The sequence below is a fragment of the Bradyrhizobium sp. BTAi1 genome (assembly GCF_000015165.1).
In the GTDB taxonomy this organism is placed as follows: Bacteria; Pseudomonadota; Alphaproteobacteria; order Rhizobiales; family Xanthobacteraceae; genus Bradyrhizobium; species Bradyrhizobium denitrificans.
Map to the genome: position 1 here is coordinate 6705553 of NC_009485.1, position 22497 is coordinate 6728049.

At 67.5% G+C, this 22497-nt stretch carries 19 protein-coding genes; 5 read left to right on the forward strand and 14 right to left on the reverse strand.

Annotated elements, in window-relative coordinates; genetic code table 11:
* Positions 1 to 29: 29 nt before the first annotated feature.
* The 4 genes from BBTA_RS30160 to BBTA_RS30175 form a co-directional block, all read right to left on the reverse strand.
* Positions 30 to 1028, reverse strand: coding sequence for a chlorophyllide a reductase iron protein subunit X (locus BBTA_RS30160; RefSeq protein ID WP_012046288.1), 999 nt, complete (start codon positions 1026 to 1028; stop codon positions 30 to 32).
* Positions 1025 to 1966, reverse strand: a complete 942-nt coding sequence (bchC, locus tag BBTA_RS30165; protein WP_012046289.1) for a chlorophyll synthesis pathway protein BchC — start codon at positions 1964 to 1966, stop codon at positions 1025 to 1027. Before bchC ends, BBTA_RS30160 begins: the two co-directional genes overlap by 4 nt.
* 89 nt (positions 1967 to 2055) lie before the next feature.
* Positions 2056 to 3201 carry a methyltransferase gene (locus BBTA_RS30170; RefSeq protein WP_012046290.1) on the reverse strand — a complete coding sequence of 382 codons (1146 nt, stop codon included), beginning with the start codon at positions 3199 to 3201 and terminating at the stop codon, positions 2056 to 2058.
* Between the two features lie 323 nt (positions 3202 to 3524).
* The gene (locus BBTA_RS30175) at positions 3525 to 4394 is read right to left on the reverse strand and encodes a polyprenyl synthetase family protein (RefSeq protein ID WP_012046291.1); all 870 of its coding nucleotides are present in this window, start codon (positions 4392 to 4394) and stop codon (positions 3525 to 3527) included.
* Between the two features lie 112 nt (positions 4395 to 4506).
* On the opposite strand from BBTA_RS30175, the gene crtD reads away from it, so the two are divergent.
* Both crtD and BBTA_RS30185 read left to right on the forward strand, forming a co-directional pair.
* Positions 4507 to 6045 (forward strand): 1-hydroxycarotenoid 3,4-desaturase CrtD, encoded by a 1539-nt coding sequence (gene crtD / locus BBTA_RS30180; protein ID WP_371260167.1) that lies wholly within the window; start codon positions 4507 to 4509, stop codon positions 6043 to 6045.
* 155 nt (positions 6046 to 6200) lie between these two features.
* Positions 6201 to 6911 carry a hydratase gene (locus tag BBTA_RS30185; RefSeq protein WP_041751676.1) on the forward strand — a complete coding sequence of 237 codons (711 nt, stop codon included), beginning with the start codon at positions 6201 to 6203 and terminating at the stop codon, positions 6909 to 6911.
* Positions 6912 to 6954: 43 nt separating this feature from the next.
* On the opposite strand, the gene BBTA_RS40960 is transcribed toward BBTA_RS30185, so the two are convergent.
* The 10 genes from BBTA_RS40960 to hutI all read right to left on the reverse strand — a co-directional run bounded on the left by BBTA_RS40960 (position 6955) and on the right by hutI (position 19237).
* Positions 6955 to 7116: a hypothetical protein gene (locus BBTA_RS40960; RefSeq protein ID WP_012046294.1), complete on the reverse strand. Its 162-nt coding sequence runs from the start codon at positions 7114 to 7116 to the stop codon at positions 6955 to 6957.
* Between the two features lie 134 nt (positions 7117 to 7250).
* Complete coding sequence (locus BBTA_RS30190) at positions 7251 to 8291, reverse strand: phytoene/squalene synthase family protein (protein ID WP_012046295.1); 1041 nt, start codon at positions 8289 to 8291, stop codon at positions 7251 to 7253.
* Complete coding sequence (locus BBTA_RS30195) at positions 8288 to 9826, reverse strand: phytoene desaturase (protein ID WP_012046296.1); 1539 nt, start codon at positions 9824 to 9826, stop codon at positions 8288 to 8290. Before BBTA_RS30195 ends, BBTA_RS30190 begins: the two co-directional genes overlap by 4 nt.
* A gap of 51 nt (positions 9827 to 9877) precedes the next feature.
* Positions 9878 to 10783: an alpha/beta fold hydrolase BchO gene (gene bchO / locus BBTA_RS30200; protein ID WP_012046297.1), complete on the reverse strand. Its 906-nt coding sequence runs from the start codon at positions 10781 to 10783 to the stop codon at positions 9878 to 9880.
* 33 nt (positions 10784 to 10816) lie between these two features.
* Complete coding sequence (locus BBTA_RS30205; RefSeq protein ID WP_012046298.1) at positions 10817 to 11785, reverse strand: alpha/beta fold hydrolase; 969 nt, start codon at positions 11783 to 11785, stop codon at positions 10817 to 10819.
* A 135-nt stretch (positions 11786 to 11920) separates the two neighbouring features.
* The gene (locus BBTA_RS30210; protein ID WP_012046299.1) at positions 11921 to 13663 is read right to left on the reverse strand and encodes a magnesium chelatase subunit D; all 1743 of its coding nucleotides are present in this window, start codon (positions 13661 to 13663) and stop codon (positions 11921 to 11923) included.
* Positions 13660 to 14706, reverse strand: coding sequence for a magnesium chelatase ATPase subunit I (bchI, locus tag BBTA_RS30215; protein ID WP_012046300.1), 1047 nt, complete (start codon positions 14704 to 14706; stop codon positions 13660 to 13662). Before bchI ends, BBTA_RS30210 begins: the two co-directional genes overlap by 4 nt.
* 92 nt (positions 14707 to 14798) lie before the next feature.
* Positions 14799 to 16469, reverse strand: coding sequence for a urocanate hydratase (gene hutU, locus BBTA_RS30220; protein WP_012046301.1), 1671 nt, complete (start codon positions 16467 to 16469; stop codon positions 14799 to 14801).
* Between the two features lie 9 nt (positions 16470 to 16478).
* Positions 16479 to 18026, reverse strand: a complete 1548-nt coding sequence (gene hutH / locus BBTA_RS30225; protein ID WP_012046302.1) for a histidine ammonia-lyase — start codon at positions 18024 to 18026, stop codon at positions 16479 to 16481.
* On the reverse strand, positions 18023 to 19237 hold the full coding sequence (hutI, locus tag BBTA_RS30230) for an imidazolonepropionase (RefSeq protein WP_012046303.1): 1215 nt from the start codon (positions 19235 to 19237) through the stop codon (positions 18023 to 18025). The genes hutH and hutI overlap by 4 nt, the downstream gene beginning before the upstream one ends.
* Before the next feature lie 89 nt (positions 19238 to 19326).
* Here hutI and BBTA_RS30235 point away from each other — a divergent pair, with 89 nt between their 5' ends.
* The 3 genes from BBTA_RS30235 (at position 19327) to BBTA_RS30245 (ending at position 22493) form a co-directional block, all read left to right on the forward strand.
* Complete coding sequence (locus tag BBTA_RS30235) at positions 19327 to 20685, forward strand: formimidoylglutamate deiminase (protein WP_012046304.1); 1359 nt, start codon at positions 19327 to 19329, stop codon at positions 20683 to 20685.
* On the forward strand, positions 20682 to 21419 hold the full coding sequence (hutC, locus tag BBTA_RS30240) for a histidine utilization repressor (protein ID WP_012046305.1): 738 nt from the start codon (positions 20682 to 20684) through the stop codon (positions 21417 to 21419). The genes BBTA_RS30235 and hutC overlap by 4 nt, the downstream gene beginning before the upstream one ends.
* Positions 21420 to 21548: 129 nt before the next feature.
* Positions 21549 to 22493, forward strand: a complete 945-nt coding sequence (locus BBTA_RS30245; RefSeq protein ID WP_012046306.1) for an ABC transporter substrate-binding protein — start codon at positions 21549 to 21551, stop codon at positions 22491 to 22493.
* The last annotated feature ends 4 nt before the right edge of the window (positions 22494 to 22497 follow it).

Genomic DNA, 22497 nt, shown 5'->3' on the forward strand with positions numbered 1-22497 from the left:
CTACATTCCGCTGCTCAGCAACGCACCCATCACACATTGTCGTAGATCACTTCGAGCGACGGCTTGGCCACCGCCGTGCTGCCGCACATGTCTTCAAGCGTCGCCTGCTCCAGCACCACGTCGCGGCCGACTTCCGAGGCCTTGAACAGGCCGAGCAGGCCGTCCTGCGTCAGGGGATGCGGATGCTGCGGCGGGGCCTCGGCGACGTTCTTCGCGAGGTGCTCAAACAGCGGCGCCCAGGGCGTGCCGGGCCGGCCAATGATCTGATAGCTGGCGCTCTTGCGGCGGATGTCGTCGTCGGCCGGGATCGAGGCCAGCACCGGGATGCCCGTCGCATCAGCAAAGGCTTGCGCCTCGCCGGTGCCGTCATCCTTGTTGATGACGATGCCGGCGACCCCGACATTGCCGCCGAGCTTGCGGAAATATTCCACCGCCGAGCAGACGTTGTTGGCAACGTAAAGCGACTGCAGATCGTTGGAGCCGACGATGATCACCTTCTGGCACATGTCGCGCGCGATCGGCAGGCCGAAGCCGCCGCAGACGACATCGCCCAGAAAGTCGAGCAGCACGTAGTCGAAGCCCCAATCGTGGAAGCCGAGCTTCTCGATCAGCTCGAAGCCGTGGATGATGCCGCGACCGCCGCAGCCGCGGCCGACCTCGGGTCCGCCGAGCTCCATCGCGAACACGCCGTCGCGCTTGAAGCAGACGTCGCCGATCTTCACATCCTCGCCGGCGAGCTTCTTCTTCGACGAGGTCTCAAGAATGGTCGGGCAGGCCCGGCCGCCGAACAGCAGCGACGTGGTGTCGCTCTTCGGATCGCAGCCGATGAGCAGCACCTTCTTGCCCTGCTGCGCCATCATGTAGGACAAATTGGCAAGCGTGAAGCTCTTGCCGATGCCGCCCTTGCCGTAGATCGCGATGATCTGCGTCGCCTTCTTCGGCGCCGCCGTCGTGGGCGCGTCGGGCTCGATCGCGGCTTCGGCCCGCAGGGCATCGGTCATCGTACTGATCTTGGTCGGGGCATTCATGGGGCAGCTCTCCAGTCCAAGACCATCTTGAGACATGACGGATCGTCGAATGCGGTCCGGTAGGCGCTCTCCGCCGACAAAGCGTCGGCGTGATGCGTAATCAGCCCGTCCAGCGACAGCCGACCGGTGTCGATCAGATTGCGCACCGCGAGCAGGTCCTCATGCTTCCATTCGGCGGCGACGCGGATCGCCGCCTCGCGCATGAAGGCCGGCGGATAGGAGAAGGTCAGCGGCGCACTGTAGAAGCCGGCGAGGATGATCTCGCCCCGAGGGGCCAAGCGAGCAATGAGACTGTCGAGCAGCCCGGCATCGCCGCTGGCGTCGAAGATCAGGCGATAGTCGCGACGGGTATCAGTCGCGGGATCGATGACGCGATAACCGGTCGCGCCGGCGGCGCGCTCCGGATTGCTTTCCCACACCACAGGCGGATCCCCACCCATTGCGATGATCAGCCGCGCCAGCAGACGACCGAGCACACCATGGCCGACCACGCATTCGGCCTGGCCGTCGCCGCCGATCGTCAGCGCATGATAGGCGGTGGCCGCGAGCGCGAGCAGCACGCCGCGCTCGCCGATGGACTCGTCAATCGCGACCACGCGCTGCGGAGGAACGTTGAGGCGTGAGGCTGCGGCGCCGAACAGGCTCCTCACCTCGCCGAAGCAGCGCGCCGCGCCCGGCACGAAGACGCGCTCGCCCTTTCGAAAACCCGAATGAGGTGCAGCCTGCGCGATGCGGCCGACAGCCTCGTAGCCCGGCACGAGCGGATAGCCCAGGCCCGGGAAGGACGGCATGCGCCCTTCGTACAGCAGCCGTTCGGTGCCGGTGCTGATCGCGCTCCATTCGATGTCGACGGTGAGACAGTCCGGGGCATCCGCCAGCTGCAGCTGCTGCAGCGACAACTCCCTCGGCCTCCCCAGCACCACGGCGATCGCGTCCATAGCCCAACTCCCCGGCGACGCCCGCTTAGTTACGGGTGTCAGGTTAATCCGCTCACGAAGAGTGTCAACATAAATTTACATTCCAAGTGTCAGCTATTCGCGACAATCACGCTGGCGATCATGGGGATGCGCGTGCGAAGCACTCGCACCTGCGAAAAACCCGCGATGTTCAGCAGTTCGCGCAGCCGCGCCGCGCTGCGCGGCCGCCCCTGCCCCATCGCGCGCAGATAGATCTCGAAATACGCGCTGACGCCGTCGCTACCGCCGGATGCCTCACGCATCGGCTCGCCGAGCAGCAGCACGCCGTGGTCGGGCAAGGCGGCGCGCACCTTGGCCAGCAGCCGCGCCACCGCATCGTCGTCGTGATCATGCACAACGCGAATCAGCGAGATCACGTCGGCGCCGGTGGGGAGCGGATCGTCGTAGAAACTGCCGGGGCTGATCGTGACGCGATCGGCGAGCCCGGCTTTGGTAAGGCGCTCCTGCGCGATCGCGGCGACTTCGGGCAGATCGAACAGCTTCAGCTGGAGTTGCGGCGCGGCCCGCGCGGCTGCGGCGAGGAAGCTGCCGTCGCCACCACCGACATCCAGCAGGCAGCGGTGGCGGCTCAACGGATAGGCCGCGAGGACGACGTCCGCGATCATCGGCTGCGACGCCGCCATCAGCGCCGTATAGGGCGCGACGTCGTCGCGCGTCAGCGTCGCGCCGCTGTGGTCGAGCGCATAGGGCCAGTAGTGCGCCAGCCGGCGCGCGCGATCCTGGCCGCGCAACAGCGCCAGGGGGTCGCCGAGATCGGCATACAGCGCAGCGTGATGGCGAACCATGGCGGCGATGCCGGGATTGCCGAGCATCGCCGCGCCGAGCGGCCCGAGCCCATAATGCGCCGCGCCGCGCCGCTCCAGCAGCTGCAAGGCGCTGGCCGCCTCGCACAGGCTCATCATTGCGGCAGGTGACATCGCCGCACGCGACGCCAACGCCGCGACATTGCAAGGTCCTCCGCGCAATGTCTCGAACAGATCGAGCTGCACGCAGGCCGCCAAGGTCTGCGAATAGACGAAGCCGGCGCAGAGATCGAACAACTCCGCCGCCCGCTTGCGTGCAATCGGCCGCGTCAACGGAAACGCTGCCGCCCAGCGCTGGAACGAAGCACTCGCCAGCAACGCATCGCGCCAGCCACGCCAGCGATCACGTAAGCGCGTGACAGCCGGCGTATCGTGGCGGAGGGCCGCGGGCATAGCCTAACGCTCCAGCGACAGAATTGGCGTTGGATCACGCAGTTGATGGGTCGAGCTGCCCACCCTTCTCTGGAGGGGGAGGGGCGCCGTGCGCGAAGCGCGCGGCGGGGTGGGGTGTGCCAGGAAATGGCCGCTGATGAGCCCCGAAATTCTTCGCTTTGCCGTCGGCCTTTCAGGCATCACCCGCGCAGTACACGCGGATGGTCTGTCACCCCATCCCAGCTCGGATGTCGCAGCGCTCATGCGCGTCGACCCTCCCCCTCCAGGGGAGGGTGAGCAGCGATCGCGCCTTGAGAGCGTGGCCATCCAACGCGGCCGAAAGCTCACGCCGCCGATGCCGCCAGGCGGCGCGGCACCAGACGCTTGGCTTCCTGCTCCATCAGCAGGCGCAGCTCATGCGCATGGGCGCAAGGCGGCATGGTGCGGATGCCGTCAGCGACGAGATCGTGCAGATAGCTGACCGCGCCGGTGAGACCATAACGCAGCACGGCATTGGGACGTCCGAGCGCGGCGTCCTGCCCGACCGGCTTGCCCGCCTCCTCCTCGTCGCTGGCCGCGTCGCGGATATCGTCTGCGACCTGGTAGGCCTCGCCGATCTTCTCACCCAGGCTGCGCCAGGCCTCCGGATTCGCGTGTCCGGCCGCCGCAGCCCCCGACACCGTCGCCGCCGCGAACAGCGCCCCGGTCTTGGAGCGGTGATAATGCGACAGGTCGATCTCCGGCTCGCATTCCCAGGCCTGACCGGCGGCGATGCCATGCGGCACACCCACGGCGTCGCCGATGGTGGCGATCAGCTGCGCCAGCCGCAGCGGCGAGCAGCGCGACTTGGCGAGGGTCTGGAACGCCAGCACGATCAGCGCGTCGCCCGCGAGCACCGCGAGCGGCTCGCCGAACGCGGCATGCACCGATGGCCGGCCGCGCCGCAACTTGGCATTGTCGAAGCACGGCAGGTCGTCATGGACCAGCGAGGCACAGTGCAACAGTTCGATCGCCGATCCCGCCGCATCGGTCGCCGCCGGCTCGTCGTCGCCGCAGGCCGCCGCCACCGCGTGACAGAGACGCGGCCGCACCCGCGCGCCCTTCGGAAACACCGCGGCCTGCATCGCGGCGGACAACCGTGGCGGACATCCGGGCCGATCGGCCAGCGCGACCGCTGCGACGAGGGATTTCTCGATCCGGGCCATCACATCCATGTCCGCCTCCCCTGCCGCGAGGCCGTCCTGGCCCTCGCTTATGTAAATTACAGCTTACACCTATACTGTAAATCATGCTAGACATTTCCTGCGTCATGTCGAGCGGACAGGAGTGCGAGCTATGGCCGATCACCGCGTGATCGTGATTGGCGCCGGCATTGCCGGCCTTGCAGCTGCGCTCACGCTCGCGGCACGCGGCGCTGCGGTGACGCTGCTGGAGCGCGCCCCCTCGCCTGGCGGCAAGATGCGCCAGATCCCCATCGGCCCCGCACGTATCGACTCCGGCCCCACCGTGTTCACGATGCGCTGGGTGTTCGACGAATTGTTCGCCGAGATCGGCACCGCGCTCGACGACCATCTCACCTTGATGCCGCTCGAGATTCTCGCCCGTCACGCCTGGACCGACGGCAGCCGGCTCGATCTGTTCGCCGACGAGGACAGATCGGCCGATGCCATCGGTCGGTTCGCCGGACGCAGCGAGTCCGAAGGCTATCGCGCCTTCTGTCGCGATGCCCGCCGCATCTTCGAGGTGCTGCGCGATCCCTTCATCCGCACGCCGGCACCGAGCATGACACATCTGCTGCGCAATGCCGGCTTCCGCGACCTCACCGCGATCCGCCCGTTCCAGACGCTGTGGAAGGCGCTCGGCGGCTATTTTCGCGATGTCAGGTTGCAGCAGTTGTTCGGCCGTTACGCGACCTATTGCGGCTCGTCGCCGTTCCATGCGCCGGCGACTTTGATGCTGGTCGCCCATGTCGAGCAGGCCGGCGTCTGGCTGATCGGCGGCGGCATGCACGAGCTCGCAGCCTGTCTCGCCGCAATGGCCAAACGCCACGGCGTGACCCTTCGCTATGACTGCGACGTCGCCGGCATCGTGACACAGGGCGGCCGCGCCGCCGGCGTGCGCCTCGCCGATGGCGAGCAGATCACAGCCGACGCGGTGATCGCGACCGCCGATGTCGCGGCGCTGGCGCAGGGCCTGTTCGGTGCTGACGCGGCGCGGGCCCTTCCCGCGTTGCCTCGGTCCGCGCGCTCGCTGTCGGCCATGACCTGGAGCTGCATGGCGCGCGCCGACGGTTTTCCGCTGCTGCGTCACAACGTGTTCTTCTCGCGCGACTACCGCGCCGAGTTCGATCAGCTGATCGACGCGCGCGCGATGCCGCAGCAGCCGACCGTCTATGTCTGCGCGCAGGCACGCGACGACCAGCCCCGCAATGCCGGCACCAGCGAGCCGCTGTTCGTCCTGATCAATGCGCCTGCCACCGGCGACCACCACCGCTTCGAGTCCTCGGAGATCAGCCAATGTGCCCGCCAGACCTTCGACCTGTTGCAGCGCTGCGGCCTCAGCGTCGCGACGACACCGGAACTGACCCGCGTGACGACGCCGGTGGATTTCAACCGGATGTTTCCGGGCACGGGGGGCGCGCTGTACGGCCGCAGCTCGCATGGCTGGATGGCGTCGTTCCAGCGCCCGGGGGCGCAGACGAAACTGCCGGGACTCTACATAGCCGGGGGCAGCGCGCATCCGGGGCCGGGCGTGCCGATGGCGGCGCTGTCGGGCCGGATGGTAGCCGCGCGGGCGATTCTGGACCTCGCTTCGACCGCGCCATCCCGAAGGACGGCTATGCATGGTGGTATGTCGACGCGCTGAGCGACGACGGCCGCTTCGGCATCACTCTGATCGCCTTCATCGGCAGCGTGTTCTCGCCATATTATGCGTGGGCTCGGCGGCGCGGCCCGGCTGATCCGGAAGATCATTGCGCGCTCAATGTCGCGCTGTATGGCGCGCGCGCGCGGCGCTGGTCAATGACCGAGCGCGGCCGCGGCGCGATCGTGCGCGATGCCGAGAGCTTCAAGATCGGCCCGAGCCGCCTCGCCTGGACCGGCCGCGAGCTGACGATCGAGATCAACGAGGTCACGGTGCCCTGGCCACTGCCACTGCGTGGCAAGGTGCGCGTGGTGCCGACAGCGCTGAATGAGATCGCGTTCACGCTCGATGCGGCCGGACGTCACCGCTGGCAGCCGATCGCGCCGTGCTGCCGCGTCTCGGTTGATTTCGATCATCCCGACCTGCACTGGCGCGGCGACGGCTATTTCGACATCAACCATGGCGATGCGCCGCTGGAGCGCGATTTCAAGAGCTGGCAATGGTCGCGCGCCGCGACGCGCACCGGCACCGTAATCTCCTACGACACGACAGCGCGGACCGGCGCCGGCAAGTCGATCGCGCTGCACATCGATCCCGACGCCAGGCTGGACCGGCTCGCGCCGCTCGCTGACGCACCCTTGCGCAGAACGCTGTGGCGCATCGACCGCAGCGCCCGCGCAGACTCCGAGACACCGGTCCGCGTCGTCAGCACACTGGAAGACGCACCGTTCTACGCCCGCTCCCACCTCGCTGCCCGCATCGGCGGCGAAGACGTCGCCGTCATGCATGAAAGCCTGTCACTCGACAGGTTCAAGCAGCCAATCGTGCAAGCGATGCTGCCGTTCCGCATGCCGCGGTGGAGCGGATGAGTTGGCAGCGCAGGCCGTTCTGCGAAACGCGCGCTCTGCGGCGTCACGCGCCGTTGCCCAGCGATGTCTTGTCCGTCTCCCGGTCCCGCGCCTCGCGCTCGGCGCGCTGGCGATCGAGGCGGCGGCCTTGCCACTCCAGCACGAGCCAGCCGAGCACGCAGAGCGCAACGACGACGAATTCGAGCAGGCCGCCCATCTCGCTCATCTCGGGTCACTCATTTGTCTCGCGCGCGAGATCTCGCTCGATGCATCGCGGAACGGATTTTTGACTTCGTTCCACCCGCCGTGACGGTCCGACCCTCGCACGCCCATGATCTCACAGCTGCTGACGTATTCGCCTCACGACATCCGTCCTGAACGCGACAGCTGATCGCGCCGTTCCAGCCGCTCGAACAGATCGATCAGCCACAGCGCGCGGTCCTGGAGAGTCCGGCGCGGCGGCGCCAGCGCGTGCGGTCGCAGCCCGTCGGTGACGACGACGGCGTCGATCAGGATACGAGCCTCCGGCCGCAACGGCGCCAACGACGGCTCCTCCTGCAGCAGCGAGACGACGGCCGCCTTGCCGAGCAATTGCAGCTTGCGCCGCATCGACACAACCGCCCGCCGGGACATGGAGTCGAACTCGGCCCTCGCGACCTCTGCGCCGATCTCGGCATAGATCAGCCGCGCGGCATGAATGCCGGGCCGACAGCTCCAGGGCAGGTCGGCGATGCCGGCCACCGCGCGGGCATAGAATACGTCGGCCACCGCGAGCAGCCGCGCGGTGACGCGGCCGATGCGGTCGTCGAAGAACGGCGCGGCGCGCCAGGTCTCGACATCGAGCCCTGCTTCGCACAGCCATTGCCGTGGCAGATACAGCCGGCCGGCGCGGGCATCCTCGCCGACATCACGCGCGATGTTGGTGAGTTGCATCGCGATGCCGAGATCGCAGGCGCGGCCGATCGTCTCGGCGTCGCGCCGGTGCATCAGCAGCGACATCATCACGCCGACGGTGCCGGCGACGCGCACGGCATAAGCGAGCACATCGCTCAACGTCTCGTAGCGGCGGCCCTGGGCGTCCCAGGCAAGACCTTCGAGCAGCGCCTCCGGCAGCGGGCGCGGAATCGCGAAGTGAGTCACGACACGCGCGAGCGCGCGGTCGACTGCGTTGTCGTCCGGCACACCGTCATAGATTCGGTCGAGCCGCTCATGCAGCACCTCGACCGCATCGACGCGGCGGCCTGGACCGTCGATCGCGTCATCCGCCTCGCGGCAGAACGCATAAAGCGCGATGGCGGGATCGCCGACCGATCGGGGCAACACCTTCGAGGCGGCGAAGAACGTCTTCGATCCGCCCCGCAACATCCGCCGACAGATCGCGATGTCCTCGTCCCAGCTCATCGCCGCTCCAGCTCATGTGGCGCGGGCACGAGATCATCGAGCACCCGCGCCGAGGATAATACGCCGGGCAGGCCGGCTCCCGGATGCGTCCCCGCCCCGACGAGATAGAGGCGCTCGACCTCTTCGCTCTTGTTGTGCGGCCGGAACCAGGCGCTCTGCAGCAGGACCGGTTCGAGTCCGAAGGCGGCGCCGCGATAGGACGACAGCCGATGCTCGAAATCGTCCGGGGTCAGCAGTCGCGACGTAACGATCTCCCCGGCGAGATCCGGCAGCAGCGTCTCGCTCAGCGCGGTCTCGATCCGCTTGCGGAATGGCTCCGCGGTAGCGGCCCAGTCGATGCCGCTCTCCTGGTGTGGCACCGGCGACAGCACGTAGAAGGCGTCGCAGCCCTCGGGCGCCAGCGACGGATCGGTCGCGGTGGGCCGGTGCAGGTAGAGGCTGAAATCATCCGCCAGCACCTTGCGGCGGAAGATGTCGTCGAGCAGGCCGCGATAACGCGGACCGAGCAGGATGGTGTGATGCTCGACATCGTCATAGCGGCGCTTCGTGCCGAAATACCAGACGAACAGGCTCATCGAATAGCGCGCGCGATCGATGCGCGCATCGGTCCAGCGCCGGCGCGGAATGCTGGGCAAAAGATGCTTGTAGGTCCAGGCAGCGCAGCCATTGGACACGACGACATCGGCGGCAATGGTCTCGCCGGACTTGAGCTTTACGCCGGTCGCAGCGCCATCCCTGGTGGTGATCTCGGCAACAGGCGCGGAGCAGCGCACCTCGCCGCCCTGCCCCTCGATCAGGTCGACGAGCCCCGCGACCAGCGCGCCGGTGCCGCCCATCGCGAAATGCACGCCCCAGCGGCGCTCCAGATAGGCGATCAGACAGTAGATCGAGGTCGTCGTGAACGGATTGCCGCCGATCAGCAGTGGGTGAAAGCTCAGGATGACACGCAGCCGCTCGTCGCGAACATAATGCGAGACGAGGCCATAGACCGACCGAAAGCTCTGCAGCTTGATCATCGCCGGCGCGATCCTGGCCATGTCGAGCAGCGACAGGAACGGCACGTCGCCGAGCTCCTCAAAGCCCTTCTTGAAGATCGCCTCGCTCGCCTTCATGAAGCGCTCATAACCCTCGACGTCGCCGGGCGAAATCCTCGCCACTTCGGCGCGCATCGCCGCCGGATCGGCCGAGCAGTCGAACACGGTGCCGTCGTCGAAGCGGATGCGATAGAAGGGCGAGATCGGGTTCAGCGTGACGTCGTCCGACATCCGCCGCCCGCACAGCTGCCACAGCTCCTCGAACAGGAACGGCGCCGTCACGATGGTCGGGCCGGCATCGAAGGTGAAGCCATCCTGGCGATGCACATAGGCGCGGCCGCCGGGCGCATCGAGCTGCTCGAACACGGTGACGCGATAGCCGCGCGCGCCGAGCCGAACGGCCGCAGCAAGACCGCCGAAGCCGGAGCCGATCACGACCGCATGCGGCCGGTCTCCGAGCGCAGCCGGAACAGCGGCCTTGATGGTGGAGACGTCGAGCATAGGCGAAAGCGTAAATCGAAATTGACGCTTTCGCCAGCCAAAAACGTCAACTCAACTGGACATTTCCTGCTGCACTGCGAGCACGCCGGCTCTCTCGGCCGCAGCGATGATCAGCGCCGCGATCCGCGCCGGCTGCTCCTCATGGGCCAAATGGCCAAGCCCATCAATGAGTTCGAGCTGAGCCTGCGGCACCAATTGCTTGACGCGGAGGGCCACGTCGGGCGGGATGGCCCGGTCATGCGATGCAGCCACGAGCAACAGCGCCGTCTTGAGCCGCGGCAGGTCGCGCAGCAGCGGATGCAGGTCCCAATTCGCCATCATCTCCAACGCGGCGCCGACATGGCCAGGGCTGCCGACGAGGCGGCGATAGAACCGCTCGCCATGGGCATCGAGCGTCGAGCCGGTGCCCTTCAGCAGCCGATGCACCGCCGCCGGATCGCGGCCGCGCCAGGCGAATAGCCGCGGCACCAGCGGATTGAGCGCCATCATCTTGGCGAGCGGCGAGAAGACCTGCGCGGCGACGCCGCCGAACGGCAGATAGGCGCCGTTGAGGCTGACGATCAGCCGGGGTGCGATCAGGCCATCGATGGTCATGCGGGTGACGATCGCAGCACCGGCCGAATGGCCGATCGCGATCTGAGGCTGGACCGCAAGCCGTTCGCACAGGATTGCGAGATCGCGCGACATGCCGTCGAGCGACAGCCGCTGCCAGTGCGGCGTCGCGGTGAAGCCGTGGCCGGAGAGATCCGGCGCGACCAGGGTGAAGTGCCGCGCGAGCAGCGGCGCAAGATCGCGCCAGGAATGGGTCGCGGCCCCCGTGCCATGCGCCAGCAGCGCGACCGGCCCCTCGCCCATCATCTGCACGTGCCAGCGCAGGCCGGCAGCGTCGACGAAGCGGCTGGCCGCGCGGTTGGGCCAGTCCTTGCCGTCGACGCTCCAGTTCGGCTTGTCGCTCATGCCGGCCCACGGGGTTGAACGCGGCTCTCGGGGTCACTCCCCGACAGTGCGCGCCAGGAAATCATCGTAGCCCGCGACGACTTTATCAAGCTGCTCGAAATGCGGCATCGCCCCGGTCTGCATCACCTCGATCCGCCAGTTCGGCAGGCCTTCGACCGCATGCTTGCCGTGATAATCGACGAAGTCACCGCGCACGCCATGCACCATCCACACCGGCATGGCGAGCGCCTGGTAGAGCTTCAGCGCATGGACGCTGAACATGTAGCCGGACACGAAGGAATACGGCGCATTCTCGGCGCCGGGCTGGTGGGTGGTGATGTAGTCGTATTCGAGCAGGCCTTCATCGATTTCCTTGCGCCCGAACGTCTTGCGCAGGAAGAAGCGGATGCTGGCGCGCGAGGTCAGCAGCGAGAAGAAACGGTGTTTCCACAAAGGCACTGTGAAGATGTTACGCAGCCACGGCATGGCGCGGGTCGCGTCCTTGTCCCCCCCTGTCTTGGCCGCCGCTTCCGCGCGGCGGTCGAAGCCGGTCGGGCTGATCAGCCCGAGCGTACGAAACAGGTTCGCCGCCTCGGTGCCGGCGCGCGCGGCGAATTCGCAGCTGAGCGACAGCGCGATGGCGTCGATCGGCGTATCGTCGTGACGGCGGCGAATCTCATTGGCCGCGAGCAGGACCGCATCAGTCATCAGGCGCGGCGTGTAGATCCGGTCGGCGCGGTCCGACAGGCCGAAACCGGGCAGATCGAGCGCATAGATCGGCCGCGTGTGGCGATAATGCTCGAACAGCGGCTTCATCTCATAGGCGGTGGCAGCAGCATTGACGCTGTGAATCAAGAGCAGCGGGCGCTGCTCAGAGGGCGCGGCCGGACCGTCGCCATAGCAGGTGATGCGTCCGGTGCGCGCATCGGCCAGTTCGAAACGCGGTGCCGCCAGCGGCGGCGGCATCGTCACGGCGCGCGGAACCGCGGCATGATCACTCTGGGTGGCCGAAGTGATCTGCATGCCGTGCTCCTGTGTGACGATTTCGTGTCGAAGGCCAGCGCCGCCCGCATCCGATCCAGGGCGAGCATAACGATGACGGGCGCTCTTGTCAGTCGTTGTTGGGAACGCCGCTTGACGCCCGGCGTTCCACAATCGTCAGCCGCGGCTGGCCTCGGCCATCACCGCCTGCGACAACCGCGCCGCGTCGGCATGAGGCAGCGCGACGTAGCGGGCCTGCATCGCGCCGGCCAATTGCGCCGCCTTGTCCTGCGGGCGGGGCGAGGAATCGACCAGCACCACGGGGATGCCGGTGAGCGCGAGCTGCCTGGCGGCCACCAGCGCCTCCGCCTCCGCCTCGCTGCGTCCGCCGACACCATCGCGGGCGACATTGGCGCGGCCGTCGGTCATCAGCACGATGGTCGGCGCCTGTCCCTTGGCCTTCACGGCAAGCGCGAGCTCGGTGGCAGCAAAGATCGCCGCCGACAGCGGCGTGCCGCCGCCGCCGGGAAGCGCTGCCAAGCTGCGCTTGGCGCGGGTCAGCGAGCGGGTCGGCGGCAGCAGCAGCTCGGCGCCCTTGCCGCGAAATGCGATCAGCGCGACCTCGTCGCGGCGGATGTAGCATTCGGCGAGCAGCAGCTCGACAGCGCCCTTCACTTCGGCAAGCCGCTGCAGCGCCGAGGAGCCGGAGGCGTCGACGACGAAGATCGTCGTGGTGCCCGAGCGCTGCTTGAAGCGCGTGAGGCGGATGTCGTCCTTGTGCACGATCAGCCGGCCGCTCTTGCCGGAGCGCTGCGCCCGCCGCAGCGGCTGCCAAGGCGCCGCCGCGCGCAAAGTTTCGAGCACGTTGAGCCGCGCGCCCGCCCGCCACTCGCCGCGGCGTGCGCCAATGGGACGGCCGCGCTTCGGCGCCTTTTGCGTGGTGCCCTGCTTGCTGGCGCTACTGCTGCGGAGGCGGGTCGCGCGCTCCTCCTGCAGGCGCTTGAGCAGATCAGCCGGAATGGCCGCCTGCGCTGCCTCGAGCACGCGATCCTCGAGCGGACCGTCCTCGCTGCGGTCGTCCTCCTCGTTCTCGGCCGGGTCGTTCTCAGGCTCCGGCGCCTCGTTGGTCTCGGTCTCGTCATCCGCTGCAGGCAGCCGCGTCGCACGCGGCGCCAGCACCAGCCGCGCGGCGCACGCGATGTGAGATTCCGCGACATCGGTCGCGCCATCCAGCGCCGCTGCGATGCGCGCAATCCGACACGCCAGCAGCGGCGCGCGCAGCGAGTCGATGCCGAGCGCGCACGCCGTCGTCGTCAGCGCCGCGATGGCTTCGTCGGACAGACCGACCTGCGGCAGCAGCGCCCGCGCAGCCGCGATGTCCGAGGATGTGAACAGGCTCTCGCCGAGATCGGCGCGGGCGACCATCCCAAGATCGAGATGACAGGCCAGGCGGTCGGCGAGTGCCGGCGACACGTGCTCATCGCCAATCCCCTCGTCGAGCGCGATCAGGCCGAACCGCGCCGGCGCGCGCAGCGACAGGCCATCGCGCTCGATGCTGATCATGCCGGTATCGAGCGCGGCCGTGAGATGGGCGACGGTCGACGGCGCGATCCGCTCGGCCATGACGGCGATCAGCATGCCGTCATGAAGCTCGGCGAGCAGCCCGCGCTGCATCACCGGACGGCCGGCCTGCAAGGTGGCGGCGAGATCGAGCCCGCCGAGCAGGCGATCATCGGAGATGGACGGCGGGAGCTTGCGAAGAACCGTCGTCGCCGGCGTCAGCTCGCGTAGCAGTTCGAGCCACTGCTCGCGCACCGGCCCCGCGCCTGCACGCAACATCACTGACGCCGCCGCCGGATCGATCGCAGCCAGCGCGGCTGCGATCATCGCATCGGCCCAGATCGCGGCGCCGTCGCTCACGTTGCGAACAGCTCGTTGAGCGCGCGCTCGACCCGCACCGAGGAGCCGGAATCGTCGAGCGGATTGCGCCGCAGACGGTGCCGCAGCGCCATCGGCGCCACGGTCTTGAGATGGCCGTCATCGACCGCCTTCGCGCCATCGAGCGCGGCGGCGGCGCGCGCCGCTCGCATCAGGGTGAGCTCGCCACGCAGACCATCCGTGCCGAGCGCCATGCACAGCCGCGCCGCGTTTTCCAGCTCGCGGTCGGCGACCTTGACCGAGGCGATATGCTCGCGAGCGGCGAGGATGCGCTTGCGCTGCTTCGCCTCCTCCTTCTCCCAATGCGCGACGAAGGCTGCGGGATCGGTCTCGAACGCATCGCGGCGCTTGATCACCTCGATGCGCGTCGGCAGATCGGCGGGCGTCTTGACCTCGACCGAGAGCCCGAAGCGATCGAGCAATTGCGGTCGCAACTCGCCCTCCTCCGGATTGCCGGTGCCGACCAGCACGAGCCGCGCGGGATGACGGATGCTGAGACCGTCGCGCTCGACCACGTTCTCGCCTGATGCCGCGACGTCGAGCAGGAGATCGACGAGATGATCCTCGAGCAGATTGACCTCGTCGATATAGAGAAAGCCGCGATTGGCGCGCGCCAGCAGCCCCGGCTCGAACGATTTCTCGCCATGCGCCAGCGCACGCTCCAAATCGAGTGCGCCGACGACACGGTCCTCGGTCGCGCCGAGCGGCAGGTCGACCACCGGCACCGGCACCTGGTGTGCTTTGAGCGCGGCCGGCTTCTTCGCCTTGCCGCTCGGCTTGGATCGCGCGCGGCACTCCGCGCATTGCGCGGCGGCATCGGCCGGATCGCATTGGTAGGGACAGCCGACGACGGCGCTCATCGGCGGCAGCAATGCGGCAAGCGCACGCACCGCAGTGGACTTGCCAGCGCCGCGATCACCGAACGCCAGCACGCCGCCGACCTTCGGATCGACGGCGGCGATCATCAGCGCCAGCTTCATCTCGTCCTGGCCGACGATGGCCGCGAACGGAAAGGCGATCCCCATAGGCTTCCCTCTGCGCCGCGACGCGTAACGGTCGCGTTCGGCGCATGAGACCACAATCAGGGGCCGCTGTTCAACCCAAGAGGTTGCACGCGCTATCGCGCCAAACTCGGCAGATCGAGACCATTAACGTCGGCGCAGGCGATCGCATCCTCATAGCCGGCATCGGCGTGGCGCATCACGCCGGTGGCGGGATCGTTCCACAGCACGCGCTCCAGCCGCCGCGCGGCATCGGGCGTACCATCGGCCACGATCACCATGCCGGCATGCTGCGAATAGCCGATGCCGACGCCGCCGCCATGATGCAGCGACACCCAGGTCGCCCCGCTGGCGCAATTGAGCAGCGCATTCAGCAGCGGCCAGTCCGATACCGCATCCGAGCCGTCCTTCATCGCCTCGGTCTCGCGGTTCGGGCTCGCCACCGAGCCGGAATCGAGATGGTCGCGGCCGATCACGATCGGCGCCTTCACCTCGCCGCGCGCCACCATCTCGTTGAAGGCGAGCCCGAGGCGATGCCGGTCGCCGAGCCCGACCCAGCAGATCCGCGCCGGCAGGCCCTGGAACTTGATGCGTTGCCGCGCCATGTCGAGCCAATTGTGCAGGTGCTTGTTGTCCGGCAACAGCTCCTTGACCTTGGCGTCGGTCTTGTAGATGTCCTCGGGATCGCCCGACAAGGCGGCCCAGCGGAACGGGCCGATGCCGCGGCAGAACAGCGGGCGAATATAGGCCGGCACGAAGCCGGGGAAGTCGAACGCGTTGGCGAGGCCCATGTCCTTCGCCATCTGGCGGATGTTGTTGCCGTAGTCGAGCGTCGGAATGCCCATGGCGTGGAAATCCAGCATCGCCTGGACATGGCCGACCATCGAGGTCTTCGAGGCCTGCTCCACTGCCTTCGGGTCAGAGGCACGCTTCATCTCCCATTCGGCGAGCGTCCAGCCCTTGGGCAGATAGCCGTTGATCGGATCATGCGCGCTGGTCTGGTCGGTGACGATGTCCGGCCGCACGCCGCGACGCACGAGTTCCGGGAAGATCTCGGCGGCGTTGCCGAGCAGGCCGACCGACACCGCCTGCTTCGTCACCGCCGCTTCGGCCATCAGCGCCAGCGCCTCGTCGAGCGAGGCAGCCTGGCGGTCGAGATAGCCGGTGCGCAGCCGCATCTCGATGCGGCTCGGCTGGCATTCGACAGCCAGCATCGACGCGCCGGCCATCGTCGCCGCCAGCGGCTGCGCGCCGCCCATGCCGCCAAGGCCGGCGGTCAGGATCCATTTGCCGGCGAGATCGCCATGGTAGTGGCGACGGCCGACCTCGACGAAGGTCTCATAGGTGCCCTGCACGATGCCCTGGCTGCCGATATAGATCCAGGAGCCGGCCGTCATCTGGCCGTACATCATCAGGCCCATGCGATCGAGCGCGTTGAAGTGATCGAGCGTCGCCCAATGCGGCACGATGTTGGAATTGGCGATCAGCACGCGCGGCGCATCGGGGTGGGTCCGGAAGATGCCGACCGGCTTGCCGGACTGCACTACCAGGGTCTGGTCGGCTTCAAGCTTGCGTAGCGAGGCGACGATGCGATCAAAACTGTCCCAGTCGCGCGCGGCGCGGCCGATGCCGCCATAGACGATCAGCTCGCTCGGCTTCTCGGCGACATCGGGATCGAGATTGTTCATCAGCATGCGCAGCGGCGCTTCGGTGAGCCAGCTCTTGGCGCTGATGTCGCTGCCATGGGGGGCGCGGATCACCCGTTCATTGTCCAGGCGTCGGTTCATGGGTCCCTCTCATCCAAGCTTGGGAAATGGGTCGCGTCCGAGTGCGTCACGCGCTGCGTCAGCCAGCACACCGCCCGCCACGATCGCCGCCGCCTTCGCAAGGTCATCGGCCATGTAGCGGTCGTTCTCCAATGCCGGCACATGGACGCGCAGCGCGCCGATGACGGCCGAGAGCGCGGCGCTGGTGCCATGCGGCACACGCAGCTCGATGCCTTGCGCAGCAACCAGCAGTTCGATGCCGATGATGTGGGCGAGATTATCGGCCATGTCGTGCAGCCGCCGCGCGGCATGGGCGGCCATCGAAACGTGGTCTTCCTGGTTGGCACTGGTCGGCGTCGAGTCGATCGAGCAGGGCAGCGCGCGCTGCTTGTTCTCGGCGAACAAGGCCGCGGCGGTCACCTCGGCGATCATGAAGCCGGAGTTCAGGCCCGGCTGCGGGGTGAGGAACGGCGGCAGACCGAAATTGAGCGCGGGGTCGACCAAGGTCGCGATGCGCCGTTCGCTGATCGCGCCGAGCTCGGACAGCGCCAGCGCGATCTGGTCCGCGGCGAACGCCACCGGCTCGGCGTGAAAATTGCCGCCGGAGATGATCTCGCCGGTCACGACCAGCACCAGCGGATTATCCGTGACCGCATTCGCCTCAGTCACCAATGTCCGTGCCGTCTGTGTCAGCAGATCGAGCGCGGCGCCCGCGACCTGCGGCTGGCAGCGCAGGCAATACGGATCCTGCACGCGTTCGTCGCCTTCGAGATGCGACAGGCGGATGGCGCTGCCGTCGAGCAGCTCGGTCAGGACGCGGCCGGCCGCGATCTGCCCGGGATGGCCGCGCAGCGCCTGAATCTCGGGACGGAACGGCGCAGTCGAAGCCATCGCGGCATCGACCGACAGCGCGCCGGTGACCAGCGCAGCCTTGAGCAGATCATGGGCACGCAACAGTCCGGCGAGCGCGTAGGCGGTCGAGAACTGCGTGCCGTTGATCAGCGCGAGCCCCTCCTTCGGTCCGAGCGTGACCGGCGCGAGACCCGCGTGCGCCAGCGCCTCGCGGCCCGGCACCAGCCGCCCATCGACGAAGGCCTGGCCTTCGCCGATCATCACCGCCGTCATATGCGCGAGCGGCGCGAGATCGCCGGACGCGCCGACCGAACCCTGCTGCGGCACGAACGGACACACGCCCCGCGCCAGCATCGCCTGCAACTGTTCGATGATCTCACGGCGGACTCCCGAGGCGCCGCGGCCGAGCGAGATGATTTTCAGCGCCATCATCAGCCGAACGACGGCCTCGGGGGTCACAGGACCGACGCCGCAGCAATGCGAGAGGATCAGATTGCGCTGCAGCTGCGCGGTCTGGTCCGGCGGAATACGTTTCGACGCCAGCTTGCCGAAGCCGGTATTGATGCCATAGACCGGCTCGGCCCCCTGCGCCGCCTTGGCGACGATCGCCGCCGCGGCTTCGACATCAGGCCAATAAGAAGGGTCGAGCTCGAGCGTTGCGCCCGCATAAACGCGCGCGAGATCATCCAGGCTGACGCGGCCGGGCGCCGCAATGATCGTGCTCATCGACCTCTCCAGACACGCTGATGCAGGGGATTGAAGCCCATGCGGTAGACCAGCTCCGCAGGGCGATTGATGTCCCAGATCGCGAGGTCACACCATTTGCCGGCGTCGAGCGTGCCAGTCTCCGCCAGGACGCCAAGCGCGCGGGCGCCCTCGCGCGTCACGCCGGCCAGACATTCGTCGACGGTCATGCGGAACAGGGTTGCCGCCATGTTCATGGTCAGCAGCAGCGAGGTCAGCGGCGATGAGCCGGGATTGCAGTCGGTCGCCAGCGCCAGCTTCACGCCATGCTTGCGAAACAGCTCGACCGGCGGCTTCTGTGTCTCGCGAATGAAGTAGAAGGCGCCGGGCAGCAGCACGGCCACCGTCTCCGCACGCGCCATCGCAGCGGCACCAGCTTCGTCGGTGTGCTCAAGATGATCGGCCGAGAGCGCACCGAACTCGGCGGCGAGCGCAGCACCCCCGAGATTGGAGAGCTGGTCGGCATGCAGCTTGACCGGCAGGCCGAGCGCCTTGGCCGCAGCAAACACGCGCGACGTCTGTGCCGCGGAGAACGCGATGTTTTCCATGAACGCATCGACGGCATCGGCAAGGCCGGATTGCGCCACCGCCGGCAGCATCTCGTCGCAGACGCGATCGATGTAGCGCTCCTTGTCGCCATCGGCTTCGACCGGCAGCGCATGGGCGCCGAGAAAGCTGGTGCGGACGCTGACGGCCCGGCGGACGCCGAGGGCGCGGGCTGCGGATAATTGTCGCAGCTCGGTGGCGGTCTCAAGCCCATAGCCGGACTTGATCTCGATCGTGGTGACGCCCTCGGCGAGCAACGCATCGAGCCGCGGCAACGCGCCCGTCACCAGCTCATTCTCATCGGCGGCACGCGTCGCCGCCACCGTCGAGACGATGCCGCCGCCGGCGCGCGCGATCTCCTCGTAGCTGGCGCCCGCGAGCCGCAATTCGAACTCATGGGCGCGATCGCCGCCATAGACCAGATGCGTATGACAATCGACGAGACCGGGCGTGATCCAGCGCCCCGCGCAGTCGATGCGTTCGGGCGCATCGCCATCCGCAGCGAAGTCCGAGCGGGGACCGGCAAAAGCGATGCGGCCGTCGCGCGCCGCCACCACGCCCTGCTCGATCACCCCGAGGCCCGGCTGCCCCTCGCGCAACGTGGCGAGCCGCGCATTGTGCCAGATCCGATCGAAACGCTCGGCCATGCTGTCCCTCCCACCTTCACGAAAGCTTGACGGGCAATATGTCTATACATAAACTCGCCTCCGCCGTCCTGTCCAGCGGGCTTTCGATCATGGCGTCACTGCACTTTGCATCCGCGCTTCTGCCCACGGGATGGGCCGACGACGTGCAGATCGTCGTCAGCGACGGTACGATCACGTCAGTCACCGAAGGCGTGCCTCCGACCTCCGATGACGAGCAACATGAGGTCGCGATCCCCGGCATCGCCAGCCTGCACAGCCATGCGTTCCAGCGGGGCATGGCCGGCCTTGCCGAGATCAGCGGCCATTCCACCGATACGTTCTGGACGTGGCGCGAGACGATGTACCGCTTCGCCCTGTCGATGCGCCCGGAGGACGTCGAGGCGGTCGCGACCTTGCTCTATATCGAGATGCTCGAGCGCGGTTTTACGCGGGTCGGCGAATTCCACTATGTGCATCACGATCGCGACGGGACGCCTTACGCCGATGTCGCCGAGATGGCGGTGCGCATCGCCGCGGCAGCCCAAACATCCGGCATCGGCCTGACCCTGCTGCCGAGCTTCTACGCGCATGGCGGCTTCGGCGGCGCACCTCCGCATGACGGCCAGCGGCGCTTCATCTGTAATGTCGATCAGTTTGCGAGATTGCTGACGGACTCCCGCAGGGCGATCAGCTCGCTGGCTGGCGCCAATCTCGGCATCGCGCCGCACAGCCTGCGCGCCGTCGCGCCGGATGAGTTGACCGCACTGCTGCCGCTCGCTGACGGCGGCCCCGTCCACATTCACGCCGCCGAACAAGTCAAGGAGGTCGAGGACTGCCTCGCCTGGTCCGGCCAGCGTCCCGTGCAATGGCTGCTCGATCATCACGACGTCAATCATCGCTGGTGCCTGATCCATGCGACGCATATGACGGCGGACGAAACAGCGACGCTCGCACGGAGCGGCGCGACGGCCGGCCTTTGCCCGGTCACCGAAGCCAGCCTTGGCGACGGCATCTTCCCAGCGCGCGACTATCTGCGCGCGCGTGGGCGTATTGGCGTCGGCACGGACTCCAACGTGCTGGTCGGCGTGAGCGACGAGTTGCGCCAGCTCGAATACGGCCAGCGGCTGACGCATCGCGAGCGCAACGTGCTGACGTCAGGCCCGGAGGCGTCGACAGGCCGGACGCTGTTTGACGCCGCTCTCGCTGGCGGCGCGCAGGCGCTGGCACAATCCGTCGCTGGGCTGCAGGTGGGCGGCCGTGCCGATATCGTCACGCTCGATCTGTCGCATCCTTCGCTCGCGGGGCGAACGCAGGATGCGCTGCTCGACGGCTGGATCTTCGCGACGGCGTACGATGCGATCGACTGTGTCTGGGCCGGCGGCGCCAAGGTTGTCCAGGGAGGCCATCATCGTTCGCGCGAGGCGGCCCGGCGCGGCTTCAACACGGCCCTGCGGAGGCTGCTCGCATGAGCCTCGCGGAGGACCGCGCCAAGCCGGGAGCGGGCACGCTCTACAAGACGATCCGGCAGGACATCGAGCGCCGCATCCTCACCGGCGAATGGCCGCCCGGCCATCGCATTCCGTTCGAGCACGAGATCATGGCGCGCTATGGTTGCTCGCGCATGACCGTCAACAAGGCGCTGTCGGAGCTCGCGCAGGCCGACCTGATCGAGCGCCGCCGCCGCGCCGGCAGCTTCGTGCGACGGCCGCAATTCCTGTCGGCGGTGTTGAAGATCCCCGACATCCGTGCCGAGATCGGCGCGCTCGGCCGCACCTATGGCTATCAGCTGATCTCCTCGATGCGTCGCGCCGCCAACGCCGGCGATCGCGAGCGGCTCGGCGTCAAGAAGCCGTGCAAGGTGATCGCGATCCGCTGCCGCCACAGCGCCGACAATCTCCCATTCGCGATCGAGGACCGGCTGATCGATCTGGACGCGGTGCCCGACGCGGCCAAGGCCGACTTCAAGGTCGATCCGCCCGGCTCCTGGCTCTTGCATCACGTGCCTTGGACGGAAGCGGAGCATGCGATCAGCGCCATCGTCGCCGACGAGGCGATCGCCCAGGGTCTTGGCATCGCGGTGGGCGCACCGTGCCTGGTCATCGAGCGCCACACCTGGCGCCAAGGCCGGCCGCTCACGGCTGTCAGGCTGATCTATCCCGGCGAGCAGCACCGGCTGGTGGCGCGATTCAGGGGCAGCGAATGACGGCAACATGCGCGCCGGATCTGAGCACGAGATTTGCAAGCAAGCCGTCAGCTCTTGCAGAGACATGCGGTCATCGCGAGCGACCGCAGACCACTCCGCAACTTCTTTCAACAGCAAAGGATGATGACGATGCGTAGATTTAAGCTCCTCGCCGTAACGGCCGCCCTCCTGGCCTCGACCACAGCGTTTGCTGACGACGTCAAGGTCGGCATCGGCATTTCCGGCTGGACCGGCTTCGCGCCGCTGACGCTCGCCAAGGAAGCGGGCATCTTCAAGAAGAACGGGCTCGACGTCACCATCAAGAAGATCCCGCAGAAGGACCGTCACCTCGCAATTGCTGCCGGCGACGTGCAGTGCGCCGCGACCACGGTCGAGACCTGGATCTCCTGGAACGCCAACGGCGTCGCCACCAAGCAGATCTTCCAGCTCGACAAGAGCTACGGCGCCGACGGCATGGCCGTGCGCAACGACATCGCCTCGATCAAGGACCTGAAGGGCAAGACGGTCGCGGCGTCGGCGCCCGGCACCTCGCCCTATTTCGGGCTGGCCTGGATGCTCAAGAAGAACGGTCTCACCGTCAAGGACGTCACGATCGTGAACCTGGAGCCGGCGGCGGCCGCGCAGGCCTTCGTCTCCGGCCAGAACGATGCGGCCATGACCTACGAGCCATATCTGTCGACGGTGCGCGCCGCGCCGGACAAGGGCAAGATCATCGCCACCACGCTCGATTATCCGATGGTGATGGATACGTTCGGCTGCACGCCGAAATTCCTCTCCGAGAACCCGAAGGCCGCCAAGGCGCTCGCCGACAGCTATTACGAGGCACTCGACCTGATCGCCAAGGACCAGGCCAAGGCCTATGAGATCATGGGCGCCGACGTGAAGCAGACGGCCGAGCAGTTCGGCAACTCCGCCAAATATCTGCGCTGGCAGGATAAGGCCGCGAGCCAGAAGTTCTTCGAGACCGAGTTCAAGACCTTCAACAAGGACGCGGCGGAGCTCCTGCTCGAGGTCGGCATCATCAAGCAGATCCCGAACGTCGAGGATCTCTATGATGCGAGCTTCATCAAGTAGCCGC

Coding starts and splice junctions, on each gene's coding strand:
- BBTA_RS30160 (WP_012046288.1), bottom strand. CDS start 1,028: ATGAATGCCCCGACCAAGATCAGTACGATGACCGATGCCCTGCGGGCC.
- bchC (WP_012046289.1), bottom strand. CDS start 1,966: ATGGACGCGATCGCCGTGGTGCTGGGGAGGCCGAGGGAGTTGTCGCTG.
- BBTA_RS30170 (WP_012046290.1), bottom strand. CDS start 3,201: ATGCCCGCGGCCCTCCGCCACGATACGCCGGCTGTCACGCGCTTACGT.
- BBTA_RS30175 (WP_012046291.1), bottom strand. CDS start 4,394: ATGGATGTGATGGCCCGGATCGAGAAATCCCTCGTCGCAGCGGTCGCG.
- BBTA_RS30185 (WP_041751676.1), top strand. CDS start 6,201: ATGACCGAGCGCGGCCGCGGCGCGATCGTGCGCGATGCCGAGAGCTTC.
- BBTA_RS40960 (WP_012046294.1), bottom strand. CDS start 7,116: ATGAGCGAGATGGGCGGCCTGCTCGAATTCGTCGTCGTTGCGCTCTGC.
- BBTA_RS30190 (WP_012046295.1), bottom strand. CDS start 8,291: ATGAGCTGGGACGAGGACATCGCGATCTGTCGGCGGATGTTGCGGGGC.
- BBTA_RS30195 (WP_012046296.1), bottom strand. CDS start 9,826: ATGCTCGACGTCTCCACCATCAAGGCCGCTGTTCCGGCTGCGCTCGGA.
- bchO (WP_012046297.1), bottom strand. CDS start 10,783: ATGAGCGACAAGCCGAACTGGAGCGTCGACGGCAAGGACTGGCCCAAC.
- BBTA_RS30205 (WP_012046298.1), bottom strand. CDS start 11,785: ATGCAGATCACTTCGGCCACCCAGAGTGATCATGCCGCGGTTCCGCGC.
- bchI (WP_012046300.1), bottom strand. CDS start 14,706: ATGGGGATCGCCTTTCCGTTCGCGGCCATCGTCGGCCAGGACGAGATG.
- hutU (WP_012046301.1), bottom strand. CDS start 16,469: ATGAACCGACGCCTGGACAATGAACGGGTGATCCGCGCCCCCCATGGC.
- hutH (WP_012046302.1), bottom strand. CDS start 18,026: ATGAGCACGATCATTGCGGCGCCCGGCCGCGTCAGCCTGGATGATCTC.
- hutI (WP_012046303.1), bottom strand. CDS start 19,237: ATGGCCGAGCGTTTCGATCGGATCTGGCACAATGCGCGGCTCGCCACG.
- BBTA_RS30235 (WP_012046304.1), top strand. CDS start 19,327: ATGGCGTCACTGCACTTTGCATCCGCGCTTCTGCCCACGGGATGGGCC.
- hutC (WP_012046305.1), top strand. CDS start 20,682: ATGAGCCTCGCGGAGGACCGCGCCAAGCCGGGAGCGGGCACGCTCTAC.
- BBTA_RS30245 (WP_012046306.1), top strand. CDS start 21,549: ATGCGTAGATTTAAGCTCCTCGCCGTAACGGCCGCCCTCCTGGCCTCG.